The sequence below is a fragment of the Rhodococcus sp. NPDC080181 genome (genome assembly GCF_040702225.1).
Classification (GTDB): domain Bacteria; phylum Actinomycetota; class Actinomycetes; order Mycobacteriales; family Mycobacteriaceae; genus Rhodococcoides; species Rhodococcoides fascians.
This window is the reverse complement of record NZ_JBFBKN010000001.1, coordinates 42,803-61,042: the sequence shown is the minus strand read 5'-3', so window position 1 is coordinate 61,042 and position 18,240 is coordinate 42,803. Positions and strand designations below refer to the sequence as shown.

Annotated in this window: 18 protein-coding genes; 9 read left to right on the top strand and 9 right to left on the bottom strand. The window is 64.9% G+C overall.

What is annotated here, in order from left to right; genetic code table 11:
* The first annotated feature begins 2 nt into the window (after positions 1 to 2).
* The 3 genes from AB0O58_RS00275 (at position 3) to tatB (ending at position 2,402) form a co-directional block, all read left to right on the top strand.
* Positions 3 to 329, top strand: coding sequence for a hypothetical protein (locus tag AB0O58_RS00275; RefSeq protein WP_032365497.1), 327 nt, complete (start codon positions 3 to 5; stop codon positions 327 to 329).
* An 84-nt stretch (positions 330 to 413) separates the two neighbouring features.
* Positions 414 to 1,919, top strand: coding sequence for a trypsin-like peptidase domain-containing protein (locus AB0O58_RS00270; protein WP_032375490.1), 1,506 nt, complete (start codon positions 414 to 416; stop codon positions 1,917 to 1,919).
* Between the two features lie 18 nt (positions 1,920 to 1,937).
* Positions 1,938 to 2,402 carry a Sec-independent protein translocase protein TatB gene (gene tatB, locus AB0O58_RS00265; RefSeq protein ID WP_032390319.1) on the top strand — a complete coding sequence of 155 codons (465 nt, stop codon included), beginning with the start codon at positions 1,938 to 1,940 and terminating at the stop codon, positions 2,400 to 2,402.
* A 160-nt stretch (positions 2,403 to 2,562) separates the two neighbouring features.
* Here the strand turns inward: tatB and AB0O58_RS00260 are convergent, their stop codons facing one another.
* The 6 genes from AB0O58_RS00260 to AB0O58_RS00235 all read right to left on the bottom strand — a co-directional run bounded on the left by AB0O58_RS00260 (position 2,563) and on the right by AB0O58_RS00235 (position 8,913).
* Complete coding sequence (locus AB0O58_RS00260) at positions 2,563 to 3,336, bottom strand: amino acid ABC transporter ATP-binding protein (protein ID WP_045840754.1); 774 nt, start codon at positions 3,334 to 3,336, stop codon at positions 2,563 to 2,565.
* On the bottom strand, positions 3,333 to 4,790 hold the full coding sequence (locus AB0O58_RS00255) for an amino acid ABC transporter substrate-binding protein/permease (RefSeq protein WP_027498046.1): 1,458 nt from the start codon (positions 4,788 to 4,790) through the stop codon (positions 3,333 to 3,335). Before AB0O58_RS00255 ends, AB0O58_RS00260 begins: the two co-directional genes overlap by 4 nt.
* Before the next feature lie 92 nt (positions 4,791 to 4,882).
* On the bottom strand, positions 4,883 to 6,019 hold the full coding sequence (locus AB0O58_RS00250) for an Mrp/NBP35 family ATP-binding protein (RefSeq protein ID WP_366237709.1): 1,137 nt from the start codon (positions 6,017 to 6,019) through the stop codon (positions 4,883 to 4,885).
* A 70-nt stretch (positions 6,020 to 6,089) separates the two neighbouring features.
* Entirely contained in the window at positions 6,090 to 6,962 is an 873-nt protein-coding gene (locus tag AB0O58_RS00245; protein WP_032365384.1) for a lytic transglycosylase domain-containing protein, read from the bottom strand.
* Between the two features lie 125 nt (positions 6,963 to 7,087).
* Positions 7,088 to 7,618 carry a DUF1003 domain-containing protein gene (locus AB0O58_RS00240; RefSeq protein ID WP_366237708.1) on the bottom strand — a complete coding sequence of 177 codons (531 nt, stop codon included), beginning with the start codon at positions 7,616 to 7,618 and terminating at the stop codon, positions 7,088 to 7,090.
* A gap of 20 nt (positions 7,619 to 7,638) precedes the next feature.
* A complete protein-coding gene (locus tag AB0O58_RS00235) occupies positions 7,639 to 8,913 on the bottom strand; it encodes a CBS domain-containing protein (RefSeq protein WP_027498042.1) in 1,275 nt (424 codons plus the stop codon).
* A gap of 60 nt (positions 8,914 to 8,973) precedes the next feature.
* Here AB0O58_RS00235 and AB0O58_RS00230 point away from each other — a divergent pair, with 60 nt between their 5' ends.
* The 6 genes from AB0O58_RS00230 (at position 8,974) to ugpC (ending at position 14,986) form a co-directional block, all read left to right on the top strand.
* Entirely contained in the window at positions 8,974 to 9,930 is a 957-nt protein-coding gene (locus AB0O58_RS00230) for a CoA ester lyase (RefSeq protein ID WP_032365386.1), read from the top strand.
* A gap of 99 nt (positions 9,931 to 10,029) precedes the next feature.
* Positions 10,030 to 10,518: a general stress protein gene (locus tag AB0O58_RS00225; protein ID WP_027498040.1), complete on the top strand. Its 489-nt coding sequence runs from the start codon at positions 10,030 to 10,032 to the stop codon at positions 10,516 to 10,518.
* Positions 10,519 to 10,714: 196 nt separating this feature from the next.
* Complete coding sequence (locus AB0O58_RS00220; protein ID WP_027498039.1) at positions 10,715 to 12,037, top strand: ABC transporter substrate-binding protein; 1,323 nt, start codon at positions 10,715 to 10,717, stop codon at positions 12,035 to 12,037.
* On the top strand, positions 12,034 to 12,978 hold the full coding sequence (locus AB0O58_RS00215; RefSeq protein WP_027498038.1) for a sugar ABC transporter permease: 945 nt from the start codon (positions 12,034 to 12,036) through the stop codon (positions 12,976 to 12,978). The genes AB0O58_RS00220 and AB0O58_RS00215 overlap by 4 nt, the downstream gene beginning before the upstream one ends.
* Positions 12,978 to 13,811 carry a carbohydrate ABC transporter permease gene (locus AB0O58_RS00210; protein WP_027498037.1) on the top strand — a complete coding sequence of 278 codons (834 nt, stop codon included), beginning with the start codon at positions 12,978 to 12,980 and terminating at the stop codon, positions 13,809 to 13,811. The genes AB0O58_RS00215 and AB0O58_RS00210 overlap by 1 nt, the downstream gene beginning before the upstream one ends.
* Positions 13,812 to 13,816: 5 nt before the next feature.
* Positions 13,817 to 14,986 carry a sn-glycerol-3-phosphate ABC transporter ATP-binding protein UgpC gene (gene ugpC, locus AB0O58_RS00205; RefSeq protein WP_027498036.1) on the top strand — a complete coding sequence of 390 codons (1,170 nt, stop codon included), beginning with the start codon at positions 13,817 to 13,819 and terminating at the stop codon, positions 14,984 to 14,986.
* A 67-nt stretch (positions 14,987 to 15,053) separates the two neighbouring features.
* Here the strand turns inward: ugpC and AB0O58_RS00200 are convergent, their stop codons facing one another.
* The 3 genes from AB0O58_RS00200 to AB0O58_RS00190 all read right to left on the bottom strand — a co-directional run bounded on the left by AB0O58_RS00200 (position 15,054) and on the right by AB0O58_RS00190 (position 18,184).
* The gene (locus AB0O58_RS00200) at positions 15,054 to 16,490 is read right to left on the bottom strand and encodes an MFS transporter (RefSeq protein WP_366237707.1); all 1,437 of its coding nucleotides are present in this window, start codon (positions 16,488 to 16,490) and stop codon (positions 15,054 to 15,056) included.
* Between the two features lie 124 nt (positions 16,491 to 16,614).
* Positions 16,615 to 17,478 (bottom strand): chromosome partitioning protein ParB, encoded by an 864-nt coding sequence (locus AB0O58_RS00195; RefSeq protein WP_366237706.1) that lies wholly within the window; start codon positions 17,476 to 17,478, stop codon positions 16,615 to 16,617.
* Complete coding sequence (locus tag AB0O58_RS00190) at positions 17,468 to 18,184, bottom strand: metallophosphoesterase (RefSeq protein ID WP_048317143.1); 717 nt, start codon at positions 18,182 to 18,184, stop codon at positions 17,468 to 17,470. The genes AB0O58_RS00195 and AB0O58_RS00190 overlap by 11 nt, the downstream gene beginning before the upstream one ends.
* Positions 18,185 to 18,240 lie beyond the last annotated feature (56 nt).

Here is an 18,240-nt window from a genome sequence, read left to right as displayed (position 1 = left end):
GGATGACGCAGGCACGCAAGCCTCGGCAATTCAGCTCCACCGAACATCTGGCCAGTGAAGCCGTCGCAGCCTACGTCGATGGTGAACTACGAATGCCCGCCCACCTCCGCGCCGCTCACCACCTCTCCGAATGCCCGGAATGCTCGGCCGAGGTCGAGGCGCAGCAGCAGGCGCGTCGAGCGCTCCGCGGAGCAGGCGAGATGTCGATGCCACATTCGCTCCTCGGTTTGCTGAGCCAGATTCCGTCCTGTGCAGGCGAAGACGGGCCCGCTCGATCCAAGCGGTCGTTCATGGCGTCCGTCGAGGCCGTGCGCCGTCGTCGACGCTGACCGCCGCGTTTTCTGCCCGACGAGTCCTCACCTGCATCGAGCTGCCCCGACCGCTCGAGTGATACTGAACTCTCACACCGACGTATGCGAGGGGTAACCGGACGCGTGACATCGAATTCGACCAGCACCGAGACCACAGGCACAGCAGACGAGGGTCCACGGTTGCCGCCGCGTCCGGTCCATCGACCCACCGTCGATCCGGTGTCGGCCTCGGTATTCGGACGTCCCGATGACGTCGGCGGTTCGTTCTCCCCACGTCGCCCCGACGAACAACTGCCTTCCCGGCTGTCGGTCCGGCCGCCGGACCCCGTCTTGGCCGAGGCCTTCGGACGTCCCGACGACGCCACCGAGTCATTACAGCGCGACCCCGACGCCGCCGACGAGTCCGACGCCGGCCCCCAGGTTCCGGCTGATCCGTGGCGTGATCCCGCGTCCCGAGTGTCGCTGGGCGGCGCGGCCCTCGACACCCCACCACCTCCTGTACTCCCTCCTGGAACCAAGCTCGGCGTGCGCGACGTCTTGTTCGGGCGATCGGTATCCGTGCGGGCGCTCGTCGTACTCGGTGTCCTTGCCCTCGTCATCGGCTTGGTCGGTGGACTGTTCGGCCGCCTGACCGCCGAAGTGACCGGCGCACTGACCAGCCAGAAAGTGACACTGACCCAGTCCAGTGGCGACGACGTCCCACGCGGCCAGATCAGCAAGGTGGCCGACGCGGTCCTGCCGTCGGTCGTCTCCATTCAGGTGACCCTCGGCGAGACCGGAGGCACCGGCTCGGGCGTCGTGATCGACGCCGACGAGGGCTACATCGTCACGAACAACCACGTGATCTCGCTCGCCGCATCCGACGAGGACAAGTCGACCCTCGAAGTCACCTTCTCCGACGGCACCAAAGTGCCCGGACGCATCGTCGGCCGCGACACCAAGACCGACCTCGCCGTACTCAAGACCGACGTCGGCAACCTCACCGAGGCTCAGCTCGGACGCTCCGACGACGTCCGCGTCGGCCAGGACGTCATCGCCGTCGGGTCACCGCTCGGTCTGAACAAGACGGTCACCTCGGGCATCGTCAGTGCTCTCGACCGCCCCGTCGCGCTGTCGGGGGAGGGCACCGACACCAACGCCGTCATCGACGCGGTTCAGACCGACGCAGCCATCAACCCGGGTAACTCCGGTGGCCCCCTCATCGACTTCGAAGGTCGCGTCATCGGCATCAACTCCGCCATCCGAAGCGAGAGCGGCGGATCGGTGGGACTGGGCTTCGCGATACCCGTCGACGAGGTCACCGAGGTGGCGCAGGCCCTGATTCGGGACGGCGTCATGCGGCACCCGGATTTCGGGATCAACGCGCGTTCGGTGATCAACGAAACCTCGGCCGGCGCAGAAGTCGCCAACGTCCGGGCCGGTGGGCCGGCCCAGCAAGCCGGAATCGTCGAAGGGGACGTCATCACCAAGGTCGGCGACCGCTCGGTGGGGGACGCGGACGAGCTCGTCGTCGCGGTGCAGGAAACCACGATCGGCCAGGCGGTGCCGGTGCAACTCGTCCGCTCCGGACGGCTGGTGGACCTGTCCGTCACGCCGGTTTCCGACTGACGACGTAGGCTGGCACCCGTGTTCGGCAACATCGGTTGGGGAGAGCTCGTCATTCTCCTCGTAGCAGCTCTGGTCATCCTCGGCCCGGATCGTCTCCCCGGTGCCATCAGCTGGGTGTCCAAATCCCTCCGCCAGGTCAAGGACTACGCCAACGGCGCGAGCCAACAACTCAAGGACGAGCTCGGCACCGACTTCGAGGACCTGCGTAAGCCCCTCGCCGACCTCAACCAACTCCGCGGTATGACACCCCGAGCCGTGATCACCAAACACCTGCTCGACGGCGACGACTCGGTCTTCAAGAACCCGCTGGACGACACCTTCAAAGGCAAGCCCTTCGACACCAAGCCCAAGAACATGGGCGGACCGACGCCGCAGAACGGCGTGTCCTCGGGCGGTGCGTCCGGGGGTGCCGTGTCGATGAGCAAGAACGAACCGAAACTCGCGGCGGGCGATACCCCGCCCATCGACGCGGACGCCACGTAGGCATAGCCCCAACCGGCCCGACGAACCACCCAGTCTGCAGGCTGCGCCCGCCCGACCGCTGCGCCCCCCGTCGGATGAATGTGGGATTCAGTCGCTCTGAGTGCAACAAAGGCGCATTGATCCGCGGCGGGGCGGGCGGCGGGAGCGGGCGGGCCAGTGGCTAGAGCACCTTGTTCAGGAAGTCCTGGGTGCGTGGGTTCTGGGGGTTCCCGAACAGCTCGTCGGGTGTTCCCTCTTCGACGATGACGCCCTCGGCCATGAAGATCACTCGATCCGCGACTTCACGCGCGAAGCCCATTTCGTGGGTGACGACCACCATCGTCATGCCGCCCTTGGCGAGGTCGCGCAGTACCTGCAGAACTTCGCCGACCATTTCGGGGTCCAGGGCGCTGGTGGCTTCGTCGAACAGCATGATCGACGGGTTCATGGCCAGTGCCCGCGCGATGGCCACGCGTTGCTTCTGCCCACCCGAGAGGTTGGCGGGCTTGTAGTCGGCACGCTCGGACAGTCCTACCTGTTCGAGCAGCTGCAGGGCCGCGTCCTTGGCCTGCGACTTCGACATCTTCTTGGTTTCGACGGGTGCAAGCATGACGTTCTCGAGGGCTGTCATGTGCGGAAAGAGGTTGAAGTGCTGGAACACCATGCCGATGTTCTGGCGCACCTTGTCCAGGTCCACGTTCTTCGCCGTCAGGTCGGTTCCGTCGACGACGACCGATCCGGCGGTGATGTCTTCCAGCTTGTTCAGGCAGCGCAGGAACGTGCTCTTGCCGGAGCCGGACGGTCCGATCACGCAGACTACTTCACCGTTGGCGATCTCGGCGTCGATGCCCTTGAGAACCGTGTTGTCGCCGAACGCCTTCTGCAGGGCCTTGATCGAGATCTTCGTTCCCGGACCTTTGTCGACCGGCAGGTCCTTGGTCAGTTCGGTGCTCATTTGTTGATCCTCTTCTCGAGCCGGTTCGACAGCTTGGTGAGAGCCATGATGATGATGAAGTACAGGACGCCGACGATCAGCCACATGTTGAACGACTCGAAGTTTCGGGCGATGATCAGACGACCGGTCTGCGTCAGCTCGGCGAGGCCGATGACCGAGAGCAGCGACGTGTCCTTGAGCGTGATGACGAACTGATTGATGTACGACGGGATCATCGTGCGAATTGCCTGGGGCATCACCACTTTTCGCATCGACTTGAGGTAGCTGATGCCGAGGCTGCGGGACGCCTCCATCTGGCCCTTGTCGACGGCGAGGATGCCGCCGCGGACGATCTCGGCCATGTAAGCACCGGCGTTGAGCGAGAGTGTGATGATGCCTGCGGTGAACGCCGACATCTGGAAGTTCAGTGCCGCGGGTACGCCGAAGTAGATGAAGAATGCCTGCACCAGAAGTGGTGTGCCACGGAAGATGTCGACGTAGGTGGTTCCGATGCCGCGGAGCACGATGTTGGTCGAGACGCGGAACAGGCCGAAGATGCCGCCGAGTACCAACGCGATGGCGATGGAGATGACGGTCAGCACGATCGTGAGCCACAGACCCTTGAGCAGCAACTGCCAGCTGCTGGCGATCAGGCCGGGGATCGAGGTGTCGGCGGTGGACGCGTCGGCGTTGAGGTAGGTGTCGAGAATTTCGTCGTACTGTCCGTTGGCGCGCAGGTTCTCGAGGCCGGTGTTGAACTGGTCGAGCAACTGGGCGTTGGTGCCCTTGGCGACGGCGAATCCGTAACTGGCACCGGCTTCTTTCTCGGTGACCGTCTTGAAGCCGTTGCCCTGGGTGATGCCGTAGGCGAGCACCGGGTAGTCCTCGAAGGCTGCTGCGGAGTTTCCGGTACGCACTTCCTCGAACATGGTCGCGGAGTCGTCGAAGCTGCGGATGGTGAAGCCGTACTGATCGGCGATCGACGTCGCGAACGTCGCACCCTCGGTGCCGTTCTTGACCGCGACCGACTTACCGCGCAGGTCTTCGTAGCCCTTGATCTCGTCGTTCGAATCCAGAATTGCCATCTGGACGCCGGAATCGAAGTACGGATCGGAGAAGTCGAAGGTGGCCTTGCGCTCGTCGGTGATCGACATGCCGGCGATCATTCCGTTGAACTGGCCGCTGGTGACGCCCTGGAGTGCGGTGTCGAATCCGACCTGCTCGACGGTGTAGTCGAAGCCCTGGTCGACGGCGATGGCCGCGAGCAGGTCCATGTCGATTCCGACGAGTTTGCCTGTCTCGTCCTGGAATTCGAAGGGCGCGAACGTGGTGTCTGTCGCGATCGAGTAATTCTGGGCTGGCGGGGCAGGTTGTGCCGACGCCAGCGCGGGACCGAGTACGGATCCCAGCAGGGTCATCAGCAGTGCGATCAGTACCGGAACGACGACCGGCCTGACCCGATGCGGCTTCTTCATGAAGGCCACTCTCTATCGACAGTAGGATTGAAGGCAAATCATAAGGCTCCAACCCTGTTCCCCGCGTCGTTTGTCGGGTATAAGCGCCTGCCTTACAGTTTCCGAGTTGTGTCGATTCCCAGCGACATTCCCACCAGTCCGCGCTCGCGCACGGCAAGTTTTCCGGCGACCGCCTCGAGTGCTTGTGCCGCAGGCGAATTCGGGTGGCCCAATACGATCGGAGTGCCGGCGTCGCCGCCTTCACGGACGGCGGTGTCGAGCGGAATCTGGCCCAGCAGAGGCACCTTGGCACCCACGGCCTTGGTGAGGCGATCCGATACGTCCTGTCCGCCACCGGATCCGAAGATATCCATCCGGGTACCGTCGGGCAGCTCGAGCCATGACATGTTCTCCACGACGCCTGCAACGCGCTGACGCGTCTGCAGTGCGATCGCTCCGGCGCGCTCGGCGACCTCGGCAGCGGCTTGCTGCGGGGTGGTGACCACGAGGATCTCTGCGTTCGGAATCAGTTGTGCGACAGAGATTGCCACGTCGCCGGTGCCGGGCGGAAGGTCGAGGAGCAGCACGTCCAGGTCGCCCCAGAACACGTCGGCGAGGAATTGTTGCAAGGCCCGGTGCAGCATGGGTCCGCGCCAGACGACCGGGGTGTTGCCCTCGGTGAACTGAGCGATCGAGATGAACTTCACGCCGTGCGCCTGCGGCGGCATGATCATCTTCTCCACCTGCGTGGGTCGCGCGTCGTTGCCGAGCATGCGGGGAACGGAATGGCCGTAGATGTCGGCGTCGAGCACACCCACCGACAGGCCGCGGGCGGAAAGGGACGCGGCAAGGTTGACCGTCACGCTGGACTTGCCCACGCCGCCCTTGCCCGACGCCACCGCGTACACGCGCGTCAGCGATCCGGGTTGCGCAAAGGGAATGACCGGCTCGGCGGAATCGCCGCGCAGGGACTTGCGCAGTGCGGTGCGTTGCTCGTCGTTCATCACGTCGAGTTCGACCGTCACGGTGCCGACTCCGGCGACGTCGGCGACGGCGTTCTTCACGCGATCGCTGATCTCGGTCTTCATCGGGCAACCGGAGGTCGTCAAGTAGATGCCGACGCCGACGGCTCCGTCGGGGGCGATGTCGATGCTCTTGACCATGCCGAGGTCGGTGATGGGTTTACGGATCTCGGGGTCGATGACCTTCGTCAGCGCGGTCCGAACGTCGGATTCGGTCAGTACAGCCATTGCTTCATGCTATGCGGTGCACCGAGTCCCGATGAACAGCAGGGCAGCTCGATCTAGTGCTGCGTTGAATTCAGTGAATCCGCGGCAGCTGGTCCGAGGACGGCACGATGCCGGTGGCGTAACCGGCCGACCATGCGAGCACGTTCGCCACGTAGGCCATCGAATTGTTGTAGCGCAGGATTGCCCGGGTGGTCGAGGCCAGGTCGCGGGCGTTGGTGCCGTCGTCGCACAGGTACATGCCGGTGGCCAGGGCCGCGTCGTACAGGTTCTGTGGGTCGGAGACTCCGTCGCCGTTGCCGTCGGCGTGGTAGAGGTTCCACGTAGAGGGCAGGAACTGCATCGGGCCGACTGCGCGGTCGTACTGGGTGTCGCCGTCGAGCGCGCCGCCGTCGGTGTCGCGAATCACCTGATTGCCGGCGAGGGTGCCGTTGAGAACCGGTCCGAGAATGGGCTCGTGCAGTTCGCCCGAGTCGTCGACCTTGCCGTTGTTGGCGTGGGTGGATTCGACGCGGCCGATGCCGGCGATGACGGTCCAGCTGATGCCGCAGCCGGGCTGCTGCTGGGCCAGGATGCGTTCGGCGTTCTTGTAGGCGGAGACGTTGACGACCGGGATCGCGATCGGGCTGACCGCAAGGTTGGTGGGCAGCTCGGGTGTGGGCGGGATCTCGGGAGCCGGGGCGGGCGCGGGGACCGGGGCGGGTGTCGGCAGCTCGGCCTGAGCCACCGGCTGCGCCTGCTGGTCCTGGGCGATCGCCTGCGGGGTCTCGACCACGGAGTTCGATTCCTGTGCGGCCGGGGCCGTCTTGGCGGTGACGAACGGGATGTATTCGGTGGCTCCGGCGCTGGTCGCGGCCGTGACGAGTCCTGCGGGGACGAGGCCTGCCAGAGCAATCACCGAGTTCCGTCGAACCTTGGAATTCGATGCTTTTCTGTGACGACCCACGCGCGCTGTACCTCCTGATTTCCCCGGATGATCTCCGGGGCCCGACCTGATGACCGGGATCGAGGGTACCTGATTCGAGACTGTTCCGTTATCGGGCCGTTACCAGGCGCGGAGGGGTGCGCGGTTTAGTGCGGGTCGGTCTCGCCCGACGCGTCGTCGGCCAGGCGTGCGGCCGCTTTCTTGCGCGCCTTCTTCGGTGCGTTGGCGGGTTGACCCGTCGCTTGTTCCAGCAACGCCCTGATGTCGTCGAGTTCGCGGCGCAGATAGTCACGGGTGGCGACTTCACCGACGGCGATACGCAGAGCTGCGAGCTCCCGCGCGAGGAACTCGGTGTCGGCCTTGGTCTGCTGAGCCCGCGACCGATCCTCTTCGAGAGAGACGCGGTCGCGATCGTCCTGCCGATTCTGGGCGAGCAGGATCAACGGCGCGGCGTACGCGGCCTGCGTCGAGAAGGCGAGGTTGAGAAGGATGAAGGGATACGGGTCCCACTGCAGATTGACGGCCACGACGTTGAGGAAGATCCAGACGATGACGATGCCGGTCTGAATCGCCAGATAGCGTCCGGTGCCCAAGAACCTGGCGGCTTTCTCACCCGACTTGCCGAGATCGAAGTCGAAGTTGACGTTGAACAGCCGCGAACCGCGCGGCGTGTCCATTCTTTGGCGTGCTGTTTCTTTCACTGTCCGGCCACTTCCTGATCTCGCCAGTCCTCGGGCAGCAGGTGATCGAGGACGTCGTCCACGGTCACGGCCCCGACCAGGTGGTCCTCGTCGTCGACCACCGGGCCGCAGACGAGGTTGTACGTCGCGAAGTACCGCGTCACCGCGGTCAGGCTGTCCTCGGGGGACAGCCGCGGGAGTGCGCTGTCCACGACTCCGCCCACCAGACTCGCCGGGGGTTCTCGCAACAGTTGCTGCAGGTGAACACAGCCCAGATATGGGCCGGTCGGTGTTGCGGTCGGCGGCCGCACCACGAACACGAGTGAGGCCAGCGCAGGCGTCAGGTCGGGGTTGCGTACCCGAGCGAGGGCCTCGGCCACCGTCGTCGACGCGGTGAGGATCACGGGCTCGGGCGTCATCAGACCGCCGGCGGTGTCGGGGGAGTGTTCGAGCAGGCGGCGGACCGGCGCGGAGTCCTCCGGATCCATCAGTCGCAGAAGCGATTCCGCTTCGGTCTCGGGTAGCTCGCCGAGGAGGTCGGCGGCGTCGTCGGGGTCCATGGCCTCGAGCACGTCGGCACCGCGGTCGACTCCGAGGTAGTGCATCAGCTCCACCTGATCGTCGTCGGGCAATTCCTGGACGACGTCGGCGAGGCGCTCGTCGTCGAGCGCCCGCGCAACTTCCATGCGGCGCTTGACGGGCAGCTCGCGCATCGCATTCGCCACGTCGGCGGCGCGCAGGTCCTCGAACTGCATCAGCAGCTGCGCCACACCCTGGTCGGGCATCGACAGTTCGTTCTGCGTGAGCCCCTGCACGTGCTGCCAGTCGACGACGTGGATGGCACCGCGTCGCGCAAGGCGTTGGCGCTGCTTACGCACCGCCACGCGTGCGACCTTCCAGTCTCGAGTTCGGGTGAGCTCGATGCCGAGATCGACGACGACGGAATCGGTGTCGTGCAACTCGTCGAGCTCGGGATCGTCGACGCGCACCTTGGAGTCGAGTATCTGCGCGAACACCAGAATCTCGTTCGCGCGCTGAGTGAATCGGCGCAGACTGACGTTTCCGGTGGTGAGCTGAACGGAGTTGGGCTCGATGCTGGTCACTCGCAGCATTGGGACGAAAATTCTTCGGCGCGTTGCCAATTCGACCACGAGTCCGAGGACTCGCGGCTGTGCCCTGCCTACGCGCATGGAGACCACCACGTCGCGCACTCGCCCGATCGATTCGCCGTCGGGGCCCAGGACGCCGAGGCCGGCGAGCCTGGCCGCGAATACCTTGCTCAGTGCTGCCATGATGGCAAGGTTAGAGGCAGGGCAATACAGCGGGTGAATCAGACAGGGGTAGTGCTTTCGATGGGTGCTTCGGGATTGCGTCGATCGGTACTGGCCGTTCCGGGCAGTTCGGACAAGATGATCGCCAAGGCCAAGGGCTTGCCTGCCGACGCGATCTTCCTCGATCTCGAGGACGCCGTCGCGCCGATCGCCAAGGTCGAGGCCCGCGCACGCATCGTCGACGCGTTGAACTCCGACGGGTGGGGCGATCAGCTCAAGGTCGTGCGCGTGAACGACTGGACGACGCAGTGGACGTACGGCGACGTCATCGACGTCGTCTCCGGGGCGGGTGGAAATCTCGACGCCATCCTGTTGCCGAAGGTCGAGTGCGCGGCGCACGTACAGGCGTTGGATCTGTTGCTCACTCAGCTCGAGAAGGAGCACGGTCTCGCCGTCGGGGCCATCGGCATCGAGCCGCAGATCGAGAGCGCGCGCAGCCTGCGCAACATCGACGAGATCGCAACCGCGAGCCCCCGGGTGCAGACGTTGGTGTTCGGGCCGGCCGACCTGATGGCGAGCGTCAACATGCGCACCCTCGTCGTCGGAGAACAGCCGGTGGGATACGACACCGGCGACGCCTATCACCACATTCTGATGACGATCCTGCTGGCGGCTCGGACGCACGGATTGCAGGCGATCGACGGCCCGTACCTGCAGATTCGTGATCTCGACGCGTTTCGCCGGGCCGCGGGACGGACGGCCGGCCTCGGGTTCGACGGCAAGTGGGTGCTGCACCCGACGCAGATCGAGGCGGCCAACGAGATCTTCGCGCCACGACAGGACGATTACGACAAGGCCGAGATGATTCTCGACGCGTACGAGTTCCATACCTCCGCAGCAGGTGGCGCTCGCGGTGCGGTGATGCTCGGCGACGAGATGATCGACGAGGCGAGCCGCAAGATGGCGCTGGTCGTCTCGGCGAAGGGGCGGGCGGCCGGTCTGACACGCACGACGACGTTCGAGCCGCCGATCTCCTGATCGAGGCGGTTGTCCGAGGGCCGAACAATGGGTGTGACGGTGCCGGAGCGGAGCCTGCAGAAGCGACCAGAAAAGTCCGTTTCGGGGCACAATGGAGTCATGACCAATCCCCTCTCACAGCCGGGCCGCCCAGGGCAAGGACTGCCGACGCCGCCGTCCGGTTGGCCCATCGGTTCCTACCCCACCTATGCCGAGGCGCAGCGCGCCGTCGATTTCCTCTCCGACGAGGAATTCTCGGTACAGGACGTCACCATCGTCGGCGTCGATCTGATGCAGGTCGAACGCGTTCTCGGCCGGCTCACCTGGCCCAAAGTCATTGGCGGAGGCATCGTTTCGGGTGCATGGTTGGGCGTGTTCCTCGGTCTCGTCCTCGGTATCTTCAGCGAGAACATCTTCGGCGCGTTGCTCATCGGCGTCGGCGGCGGCATCATCTTCGGCCTGATCTCGGCGTCCATTCCGTATGCCGCGACCAAGGGACAGCGTGATTTCGCGTCGAGCATGCAGTTGGTCGCCGGACGCTACGACGTCATCTGCGAGCCCCGGACGGCAGAGAAAGCACGCGACCTGCTCGCCAAACTGTCGATTTGATCACAACGGTTGGACGACCAGGCAACCGACAGGTAACGGAATAGCCCCAAATCGCCCTCGAGGCCAGTGAGTTCGGTTACGTTTCTCTCGTGCACGGCAGTGCCGACACAAGGGCTGCGCGAGTAACCGAACGTACGGAGGCGGGACAGTGCCGAGACATCGTGGTCGTAGGCGTGGAAAAGCAACGAGGATAGGGGTGTTGGCGGCAGCGGCTCTGGTGACGAGTCCGTTGCTCGCAGCGTGTGGTTCGTCGGACAGTTCGGTTCCGGTTCTGAGTTTCTACACTGCCGCAGACGGCGCAGAGCAGTACGCCGCTGCGGCACAGGTGTGTTCGGACGCCTCCAACGGCCGGTATCGGGTGGAGCAGCGAACACTGCCCAAGAGTGCCAACGATCAGCGCCTGCAGCTCGCGAGGCGTCTCGCCGGAAACGACAAGACGTTGGATCTGATGACGCTCGACGTCGTCTGGACCGCCGAATTCGCCGAGGCCGGATGGGCATTGCCCGTCCCGGACGACCTCTCGGCGAAGCTGCGCGACGGGTCCACCCTGGAAGGCCCGCTCGCCACCGCGGAATGGCAGGACCAGCTCTACGCCGTTCCGCTCAACTCCAACACCCAGTTGCTCTGGTACCGGCCCGACGAGGTGCCGGGCGGTACCCCGCCGCAGACGTGGGATCAGCTGATCGACGTGGCCGAGGCCAACGCGGCCGCCGGTAAGCCCGCTCAGATCGGTGTGCAGGCCAAGCAGTACGAGGGCTTCATGGTCTGGTTCAACTCGCTGCTCGAGAGCGCGGGTGGGTCGGTGGTCGCCGAAGACGGAACGACGGTGACCCTCAACGACACTCCCGAGCACCGCGCCGCCACCGAGAAGGCCCTCGAGATCATCAAGCGGGTGGCCACGGCCGACGGCCGCGATCCATCGGTCTCGCAGAGCGACGAGGCGACAGCTCGACTCGGGATGGAGTCGGGGCGGATGGCCTTCCAGGTCAACTACCCGTTCGTGCTTCCCGGCCTGAAGGAGAACGCCGTCGCCGGGGCAGTGTCGTTCCTCGATCTGGCGAATGTGCCTGCCGATCAGCAGGATGCACGCATCGCCGAGGTCTTCCGCAGTGCTCCGTATCCCGAGGTGAACGCGGGGGAGCCCGCCAAGGTCACCATCGGCGGCTTCAACATCGGCGTCGCGAAGACCACTCAGCACGAGGACCTCGCCTGGGAAGCCGTCGAGTGCCTCACCAACCAGGAGAATCAGCGCAACAACGCCGTCAACGGCGGCGTGCCCCCGGTGCTGAAGTCGCTGTACTCCGATCCGGAGTTCCAGGCCGTCTATCCCGCATGGGAAGGGGTGCTCGGTTCCATCGAGTCCGCGGCAGTGCGGCCCGTTTCGCCTGCCTACCAGAGCATTTCGATTCTGTTGACCGATGCCCTCAACCCGCCGCAGAACATCGATCCGGTTGCCGACGTGGACAAGCTCGCAGAACTGGTCAGCAAGGCCGTCAATTCCGAAGGGTTGATTCCATGAGCGATCCCACCGAATCGCAGCCGCAGCCCGCCGATCGGCAGGCGGCTCTGAAGAACATCTCCGACGGTAAGAAAGCCGAACGACGCCTGGGATTGCTCCTCGTCGCACCCGCGGCGATCCTGATGCTCGCGGTCACCGGCTACCCGATCGTGTACGCCTTCTGGCTCAGTCTGCAGAAGTACAACCTCGCGTTCCCCGAGGATCGCCAATTCGTCGGCATCTCCAACTACGTGACCGTGCTGTCCGACGGCTACTGGTGGACGGCATTCGGCGTCACCGCCGGCATCACGATCATCTCGGTGATCATCGAGTTCATCCTCGGTCTGGCAGTGGCTCTGGTCATGCACCGCACCATCTTCGGCCGCGGACTCGTCCGCACCGTGGTGCTCATTCCGTACGGCATCGTGACCGTCGCCGCCGCGTACAGCTGGTACTACGCCTGGACCCCGGGCACCGGTTATCTCGCCAACCTGTTGCCCGACGGCAGCGCGCCACTCACCGAGCAGTTCCCGTCGCTCGCGATCGTGGTTCTGGCCGAGGTGTGGAAGACGACCCCGTTCATGGCTCTGCTGCTGCTGGCAGGCCTGGCTCTGGTGCCCGACGATCTGCTCAAGGCCGCCGAGGTGGACGGAGCGGGTGGTTGGACGCGGCTGATGCGGATCACCATTCCGTTGATGAAGCCGGCAATTCTCGTCGCGGTGCTCTTCCGCACGCTCGACGCGTTCCGCATCTTCGACAACATCTACGTCCTCACCCGAGGGAGCAACGAGACAGGATCGGTGTCGATTCTCGGTTACAACAACCTGTTCGGCGCGTTCAACCTCGGACTCGGGTCGGCGATCAGCATCCTGATCTTCTTCTGCGTCGCGATCATCGCGTTCGTGTTCATCAAGTTGTTCGGTGCCTCGGCACCGGGATCCGACGACGGAGGCCGCAAGTAATGACCACTGTTACGCCTCGCAAGAAGGTCGGTTGGACGGTCGTCAACGTCCTCGTCCTCCTCTACGCGCTCGTTCCGTTGGCGTGGATCATCAGCCTGTCGTTCAAATCGACGGCCACGATCGCCGACGGAAAGTTCATCCCGCAGTCGTTCACTCTGGAGAACTACAAGGGCATCTTCTCCACCAACCAGTTCACCTCGGCGCTGGTGAACTCCATCGGAATCGGGTTGATCACCACTGTGATCGCCGTCGTGATCGGCACCATGGCCGCGTATGCCGTTGCCCGGCTGGACTTTCCGGGCAAGAAGCTCCTGGTTGGTGCGGCTCTGCTGATCGCGATGTTCCCCCAGATCTCGTTGGTGACACCGCTGTTCGACATCTCGCGCTCGCTCGGGCTGTTCGACACCTGGCCGGGTCTGATCATCCCGTACATCACCTTCGCGTTGCCATTGGCGATCTACACCCTCTCCGCGTTCTTCCGCGAGATCCCGTGGGAGCTGGAGAAGGCAGCGAAGATGGACGGAGCGACGCCCGCACAGGCTTTCCGCAAGGTCATCGCCCCGCTGGCAGCACCCGGCATCGTCACCGCGTCGATCCTGGTGTTCATCTTCGCCTGGAACGACCTCCTGCTCGCCATCTCGCTGACGGCGACGGAACGTTCGGTCACCGTCCCGGCGGCCATCTCGCAGTTCACCGGTAGCTCTCAGTTCGAGGAGCCCACGGGATCGATCGCGGCAGCCGCCGTCGTCATCACGATCCCGATCATCATTTTTGTGCTCTTCTTCCAACGACGTATCGTGGCGGGCTTGACGTCCGGCGCAGTGAAGGGATAACCGTCATGGCCGAAATCGTTCTCGACAAAGTCACCAAGCTCTACCCGGACGGCGCCGCTGCCGTCAGCGACGTCGACATCACCATCGCCGACGGCGAATTCATCATCCTCGTCGGACCGTCCGGCTGCGGAAAGTCCACCACGCTCAACATGATCGCCGGGCTGGAGGACATCTCGTCCGGTGAGCTGCGGATCGCGGGGGAGCGCGTCAACGAGAAGGCGCCGAAGGATCGCGACATCGCGATGGTGTTCCAGTCCTACGCGCTGTACCCGCACATGACGGTCCGGCAGAACATCGCCTTCCCGCTGACGCTCGCCAAGCTCTCCAAGACCGAGATCAACGACAAGGTCGAAGAGGCTGCCAAGATCCTAGATCTCAGTCAGCACCTCGACCGGAAGCCCGCCAACCTCTCCGGTGGTCAGCGACAGCGAGTTGCGATGGGACGCGCCATCGTTCGCACCCCCAAGGCCTTCCTGATGGACGAGCCGCTGTCCAACCTCGACGCCAAGCTGCGAGTCCAGACGCGCGCCGAGATCTCGCGGCTGCAGAAGCGTCTGGGCACCACCACCGTCTACGTCACGCACGATCAGACCGAGGCCATGACCCTCGGCGACCGCGTCGTGGTGTTGCGCGGCGGGCTGGTGCAGCAGATCGGTTCTCCGCAGGAGCTCTACGACAAGCCGCGAAACCTGTTCGTGGGCGGCTTCATCGGATCGCCCTCGATGAATTTCGTTCCGGGACAGCTCACCTCGAACGGAGTGTCCACGGCCCTCGGCGACATCGAGATCCCGCTCGAGCGAATGGACGCGATCAAGGCCAAGAACCCGGGCCGCGAGGTGGTCGTCGGTATCCGCCCCGAGCACTTCGAGGACGCGGCACTGATCGACGGCTACCAGAAGATGAGCGGCGCCACCTTCACCGCAACCGTGGACGTGCTCGAGTCCATGGGCAGCGACAAGTACGTCTACTTCACGCTGAAGGGTGCCAAGGTCGAGTCCAGCGAACTCCAGGAGCTGGCCGCCGATGCCGGCATCGCCGATCTCGGTGGCGCACAGGTGGTTGCGCGTCTGGCAGCCGAATCCAAGGCCGCCGAGGGTGGTCAGGTGGAACTGTGGTTCGACCCGGGCAAGATCTCGGTGTTCGACCAGGCGTCGGGTGCGAACCTGACAATCTGAGCGGCTGCGCCGCATGTGAGCGGAACTTCGTAGCCCACTACGAAGTTCCACTCACATGCCGCAGGCTCTACAGTGGCACGTTCGACGTGGTGTTCGGTTCGGACTCGGCAACCCGCACCGATTGCCGCGCTGCCGGGGTGCTTCTGATGGCCAGGGCTGCCGCGGCGACGACGGTGCAGGCCACGGCACCGGCGACGAAGGCTGCGGTGTACGCGCTCTCGCGGGCCACGTTTGTGCCGTCGATGGTGAACATCGCCAGCACGGTGGACAATGACGCACTCGCGATCGACGTGCCGACGGTGCGCACGATCGAGTTGACGCTGTTGGCCACGCCGGTGTCCGCTGCGCTGACCTCGGCCATGAGCAGGTTGGGCAGGGCCGCGAACGCGAGGCTGACGAACGTGTTGATGACGATGCCTGCGGTGATCAGCTGCCAGGTGTGATCGTGGGCCACCGCGACGAACGCAAATCCGAGAACGCCGATCACCGCGCCGCCGACGAGAACTCGGCGCGGCCCGAACGATCCGATGAGGCGACCGCTGATCACCGCGGCCACCACTCCTACCGCTGCACCGGGTAGCAGGTACACGACACTCGCTTCGAGAACGTTGGCGGTGAATCCGTAGCCGGCGACGGCACGTGGGGTCTGCACGAAGTAGGAGCAGGCCAGAAAGTTGGCGAACATTCCGACGCCGACGAACAGGGTGGCGACGTTGGTGGCCAGCAGGGGCCCGTGAGTGAGCATGCGGGGTGCGACGAGCGGGGCATCGATGCGCTTCTCGAAGATCCACCAGACGGTTCCCAGCAGCACGCCCGCGACAGCGCATCCGATGGTGGCCACCGAACCCCAGCCCCACGTGCGGCCCTGGGTGAGGGCCAGGAACAGCAGCAGGAGTGTGCCCGCCAGAAGTACGGCACCCCACCAGTCGACCGACCCGCTGCCGCTACGCGGTCGGGCCGGGACACCGAACCACGCGATGCCGAGTGCAACCACGACGATGGCGACGGTGAGCCAGAAGACGCGGTGGTAGTCGGCACCGTTGGCCGTGAGCAGCCCCGTCAGCACCAATCCGAAGCCGCCGCCCACGCCGAGAGTGCCGGACAGGATCGACATCGAGCCGACGAGTGCGCGCGGTGGCACCTCGTCGCGCAACACCGCCAGGGCGATGGGGAACAGGGCGTACGAGACACCCTGCAGAATGCGGCCGACCAGCAGCCAGGTCAGTGAATCGGTCAACGCTGCCAGCAGCGACCCGGCCAGCACGACGGTCAGGACGCCGATGAGCACGGGGCGTTTGCCGTGCAGGTCGGCGAGTCGGCCGATGACGGGGGTGGCGATGACCGCGGCCAACAGGTTCGCCGTCAGCACCCACCCGGCAGCGGTGGTGCTGACGCCCAGTTGGGTGCCGATGGTGCCCACGATGGGAACGACCATCGTCTGCAGGACGGCGAGGGTCATGACGATGAAACAGAGTCCTGGCAGCAGCGTGCGGCGGGTGGACATGGAAGAACAACCTCGTTACCTATGACAACCGAAAATACGAACCGATCAAACTAAAATGTTGAACGCATCTAATTAATTATCGGGTACCGGTTTCCCCGGTGTGAGCCGAGGTGCCTCGGACGAGCTACTGGGCCCGGTTGGGCTTCCCCAGGGCCTTCTGCCGGAGTTCACTGACGATCTCGTCGTTCCAGACGTGCTCGCGCACCAACCGGTAGCGCTCACGGCTCATCCACAGATAGGCCTCGGCATCGGTGCGGTCCTCGAGAATCTCGACCGCCCGGACCATGCGGACCACTGGCAGGTACTCCTCACCGAACCAGCGTCGTGCGACCGTTCCGCGGTCGACGAACTCCCCGAGTTCCTGCATCAGCCGAAATCCCCAGGCCTCCACCGACTCGCTCAGTTGCGCGTAATCGAACGGGTCGGTGACCTGTACCGCCTCGCGTGCGCGTCCCACCAGGGGCACCCGACTCAGGAAGATGCGGCGATGATCCTTGATCAACAGATCGCCGCGCCGGGTGATGCCCTCGGGGGAGATACGCGTGATGATCTCGGTGACGACGGCATCGATCGTCGTGCGATGCATCGCGAACGCAATCGACACCCGGTGATGCCCGTCGACGACGAAGTGCATGCCGCCGATGCGATACACCTGGATCGGCGGCATCGCTTCACCGCGGCGCTGCGCCGCCGCCAGCCGCTGCCAGCGTTCCCTGATCCGCGCCGAGGTCGGCCTGAAGAACCTGTCGAAGTCGCGAGTGCGGTCGACGCTGCCGACGATGGTCTCGACGCGAATGACCTGCAGACCCAGGTGCCGTTCACCGACCTTGCCGAGGGCAGCAACCACTTCGTCGAACGGCAGGATGGTGTTGACGTCGTCGGGTTGACGCCGCAGCCACCCGACGAGTCTCGCCACGTCGGCGCGTCGACGCTGGCGGGTGAAGTCGTTCTCCGCGTCGGCGGCCGGAAATCCGGTGTCACGTGCCATGTCTGCGCCTCACGATCCTCGGTGCTTCGACGTGCTGTCGCTGCCCACCCGGTTCGACGTCGAGCAGGGTGTATCCGACGGTGTTGATCACCGTCGCCCCGTGCAGGGCCAGATCGTCCGGGGTGTGGCCGTGTGGATGAATGTGGCCGTGCAACAACAACTGTGGGGAGAGCCGACGCGTCACCTCGTCCAGGCAGTCGAAGCCGACGTGTGCCGGGTCGGTGTCGTCGCCGACTCCGAGGGGTGGGCTGTGAGTGAGCAGAATGTCCACCGGCCGTACGTCCTTGCGGACGTTGCGATTCCACGCGAATGTTCGAGTGAGGGTGCGTGAGCGTCTGCGCTGCTGACGTTGCGTCCATTGATTGGGTCCGCCGTTGTAGCGGATCGACCCGCCGAGACCGGCGATACGCAGACCGGCAGCGGACACGATCCGCCGGTCGACGTTGATCGCACCCACCGGCCCCGGCCAGGTGGCAGGCAGCCCGGCGCGCATCCAGCCGGCCTTCCCGGCCGAATAACCCGTCAGGTCCGCGTCGTGATTGCCGGGCACGAACACGCACGGAGCGTTCAACGCGTCGGTCAGATACTCGAGGTAATCGAACGGAAGGTCGCCCGCGCCGAGAATCAGATCGACGCCGAGCGACTTCACCTGCGGACTCCACAGAGATTCGATCGTTTCGTCGGACACAGCGAGAACGGATACCACGGGTACGACGGTACCCACCTCGTCCGCGGTGGGCACCTCCGAACGGACTTCTCGGG